The organism is Longimicrobiaceae bacterium (assembly GCA_035696245.1).
Lineage (GTDB): Bacteria > Gemmatimonadota > Gemmatimonadetes > Longimicrobiales > Longimicrobiaceae > DASRQW01.
In genome coordinates, this window is record DASRQW010000208.1 from 1 (window position 1) to 3892 (window position 3892).

4 protein-coding genes are annotated in these 3892 nt (G+C 71.6%); 3 read left to right on the forward strand and 1 reads right to left on the reverse strand.

From position 1 onward, the window contains the following. Positions 1 to 821: TonB-dependent receptor plug domain-containing protein (locus tag VFE05_09775; GenBank protein HET6230343.1), on the reverse strand; the 821-nt coding region annotated here is incomplete at its 3' end. 348 nt (positions 822 to 1169) lie between these two features. Between VFE05_09775 and VFE05_09780 the strand changes: the two genes are divergently transcribed. From VFE05_09780 to VFE05_09790, 3 genes are all read left to right on the forward strand, one after another. Beyond that, complete coding sequence (locus VFE05_09780) at positions 1170 to 2006, forward strand: HipA family kinase (GenBank protein ID HET6230344.1); 837 nt, start codon at positions 1170 to 1172, stop codon at positions 2004 to 2006. Next, positions 2003 to 2413 (forward strand): DUF3037 domain-containing protein, encoded by a 411-nt coding sequence (locus VFE05_09785; protein HET6230345.1) that lies wholly within the window; start codon positions 2003 to 2005, stop codon positions 2411 to 2413. Before VFE05_09780 ends, VFE05_09785 begins: the two co-directional genes overlap by 4 nt. 272 nt (positions 2414 to 2685) lie before the next feature. Next, a partial coding sequence (locus VFE05_09790) for a M1 family metallopeptidase (GenBank protein HET6230346.1) occupies positions 2686 to 3892 on the forward strand: 1207 nt, incomplete at its 3' end.

The window sequence follows — 3892 nt, forward strand, 5'->3', positions numbered from 1 at the left end:
CCGCGCCCCAGGCTTCCGCCCGCGAACCCGGCCGCGTCGCCGCCGCGCTGCGAGGTGCCGTTCAGCAGCATCACCGGGTCGCCGCCGGGGCGCTTGGAGACCAGGTTCACCACGCCGCCCAGCGCCGTGCCGCCGTACAGGGCCGACGCGGCGCCCTTCACGACCTCCACCTGTGCCAGGTCCAGCGGCGGCACCTGCACGAGGGCGAACGCGTCCGGATGCTCTCCGTACAGCGGAAGCCCGTCCGCCAGCAGCTGCGTGTAGCGGCCGCGCAGTCCCTGCACGCTGAACCCCGCGCCGCCCAGCCCCGGCGCCGCCGCCCGCACGCGGATGCCGCCCAGCTCGTTCAGCAGCGTCGTCAGCCCTCCCGGCGACAGCGTGAGGTTCTCCTCGATCTCCTCCTGCGGCAGCGCTTCCACGCGCGTGGCCTGGTCCGTGATCAGCTTGCCGCTGCGGCCGGCGGTGGCTACGATCGCCAGCTCCTCCACCGCCTGCACCCGAAGCTGCACCGTCACGGCCGTGTCCATGCCGGCGCGGACCGCCAGCCGCAGCGTGTCCGTCACGAAGCCGAGGTGGTGCACCACGATCAACCGCTCGCCCGCGGGAAGCCTCAGCGACGCGTCGCCGCGGCGGTCCGTGCTCGCGCCGGTATCGCCGGAGCGCACATAGGCGCGCTCGACCGGCGCACCCTCGCGCCGCACGCGCACCGTCACCCGCCCGGCCGCCTGCTGCGCGTGCAGCCCGCCCGCGCTCGCGAGCAGCGCGAAGCCGACGCAGGCGACGTACGCAGCCGTTCGGTAGGAGTTGCCCGGAGGGCGCACGGCCTTTCGGGAGATGCGCGGCGGGGCGTCCCTGCTGGCGGCGCGGGCGTGTTCGGCGGATCGGTGGATGTTCATCTGCACTGTGGATACGGTCGCGGCGAGATGCGGATGCGCGGATGCGCGGATGCGTGGAAGAGCGAGGAGTGTGGCCGCGCATCTTCGGTTTCCTCCGCGGACGCGTGAGTATCGCGGCGGATGCGCGACAACGCCACTCCGGCGGGCGGCTCGGCGCCCGGCGGCTTGCTTTCTACCCATCGTTCCCGCGAAGTTGGGGAATTGGCGGCGAAATGGGATTCTTCGCCTGCGAAGAAACACCGGTTCCTCAATCTTCACTCGTCTGGACTCAGCGTGGCCCAACTGCCGACGTTCAACGCCATGCGGTACGTGCAGCCGCTCCGCGAGGGAGGCTCGCTGCCCGCCGTGGTCGACACGGACGGGGGCGGGCTGTTCGTGGTGAAGTTCCGCGGCGCGGGCCAGGGCCCCAAGGCGCTCGTCGCCGAGCTGATCGTGGGCCTGCTCGCGGGCGAGCTGGGGCTGCCGGTGCCGGAGTTGGCGCTGGTGGACGTGCCGGCGGAGTTCGGCCGGAGCGAGCCGGACCCGGAGATCCAGGACCTGCTCAAGGCGAGCCAGGGCGTGAACGTGGGCCTGCGCTACCTGGACGGCGCCTTCAACTTCGACGGCACGGCGGCGGGCGGGATGATCGCGCCGGAGCTGGCGGCGCGCGTGGTGTGGCTGGACGCGCTGGTGACCAACCCGGACCGCACGGCGCGCAACCCGAACCTGATGATCTGGGACGGGCGCCCGTGGCTGATCGACCACGGAGCGGCGCTGTACGCGCACCACGACTGGAGCCGCGTGGACGAGGCGCGCGCCCGCGGCCCCTTCCCTCTCGCCAAGGACCACGTGCTCCTGCGCCGCGCCGCCGGCCTCGCCGCGGCAGACGAGGAGCTTTCGGGCGTGCTGACGGAGGACGTGATCCGGCGCGTCCTCGCCGCCGTGCCGGACGCGCTGCTCGCCGGGCAGCTGACGGCGGGCGACTTCGCGACGGCGAGCGAGGCGCGCGACAAGTACGCGTGGTACTTCGCCGAACGCCTGCGCGCCCCCCGCGCCTTCGCCGCATCCGCCGTGGAGGCTCGCGAGCGGGCGATGTCCGAGCCGCCCCGCAGCCTCTCCGCCCGCCGATGAGCGACGCGACGAGCGCGCCGGCCCGCGTGGCCTACAACTTCGCCGTGCTGCGCGTGGTGCCGCACGTGCACCTGGGCGCCTTCGTGAACGTGGGCGTGGTCGTGCACGCACGCACCGCCGGCTTCGTGGGCATCCGCCTGGTGACGGATGCCGCCGAGCTGGCGGCGCGCGTGCCGGACCTGGACACGGAGCTTCTGGCGAAGTATCTCCGCTCCTGCCGCGGGATCTGCGAGGGCGACGCGGAGTGGGGCCCGGTCGCGCTGGCGCCGCCGTCCGAGCGCTTCCACTGGCTCACCGCGCCGCGCTCCGACGTGCTCCAGTGCTCGCCCGTCCACGTGGGCATCTGCGAGTCGCCACAACGCGCGCTGGACGACCTGTTCGCCACGTACGTCCGCCCCGGCGGCTGATCTCCGGCCGACGCACCGCATCTTCCGCCCACGTCGTCCATCCGCGGATGAACGGCACGTACTTCGGGAGATGCGAAGCCGCGCACCGATCGAGACGGCCGTGCATCTACGGTTGATGTACGACGTGCGATGTACGACGTGCGACAAGCGAGGATGATGCGCGGCTGGTCATCTACCGTGCCCGCCACGCATCCGCCGATGTGCAGCAGGCGACGCGAGATCGTCGGCCGCCCCGCATCTCCCGAATCCTCCAACCCGACCCGATCCTGCCGATGCGACGCATCTTCCTCATCGCCTGCCTTCTCGCCTGCGCCGTGCCCGCGAGCGCACAGGACGCGCACCGGTTCACGCACGCGGACACGCTGCGCGGCTCCATCACGCCCGAACGCGCGTGGTGGGACGTGACGTTCTACGACCTGCACGCCCGCCTGAACCCGGCGGACAGCAGCGTGGCGGGCTGGAACGGCATCACGTACCGCGTGGCCGGCCCCGCGCGCGAGATGCAGATCGACCTGCAGGAGCCGCTGGTGATCGACAGCATCGTGCAGGATGGCCGGCGGCTGAGCTTCCGGCGTGACGGGAACGCGTTCTTCGCGCGGATGGCCGCGCCGCAGCCGGTGGGCGCGCGCAAGACGGTGACGGTGCACTATCACGGCCGGCCGCGCGTGGCCAAGCACGCGCCCTGGGACGGCGGCATCGTGTGGACGGCGGACAGCGCGGGCGGGACGTGGATCGCTTCGGCCGTGCAGGGGCTGGGTGCGAGCGCGTGGTGGCCGAACAAGGACACGCAGACGGAGGAGCCCGACAGCCAGCGCATCGCCATCACCGTTCCCGACCCGCTGGTGGACGTATCCAACGGACGTCTCCGCAGCACGAAGCACAACGGCGACGGGACCACGACGTACGAGTGGTTCGTCGCGGACCCCATTAACAACTACGACGTGGCGGTGAACGCGGGCAGCTACGCGCACTTCTCCGACACGTACCGGGGCGAGGGCGGCACGCTCACGCTGGACTTCTGGCCGCTGGCGGCGAACCTGGAGAAGGCGCGCGCGCAGTTCCAGCAGGTGAAGCCGATGCTCGCCTGCTTCGAGCACTGGTTCGGCCCGTACCCGTGGTACGCCGACGGCTACAAGCTGGTGGAGACGCCGCACCTGGGAATGGAGCACCAGAGTGCGGTGGCGTACGGCAACCACTATCAGAACGGCTACCTGGGCCGCGACCTGTCGCACACGGGACTGGGGCTGGCGTGGGACTTCATCATCGTCCACGAGAGCGGCCACGAGTGGTTCGGCAACAACATCACCAGCGCCGACCTGGCCGACATGTGGGTCCACGAGAGCTTCACGCACTACTCCGAGAGCCTGTACACGGAATGCCAGCAGGGCAAGGAGGCGGGGGCGAAGTACATCATGGGCACGCGCGCGAACGTGGCGAACGACGAGCCCATCATCCCCGCGTTCGGCGTGAACGCCGAGG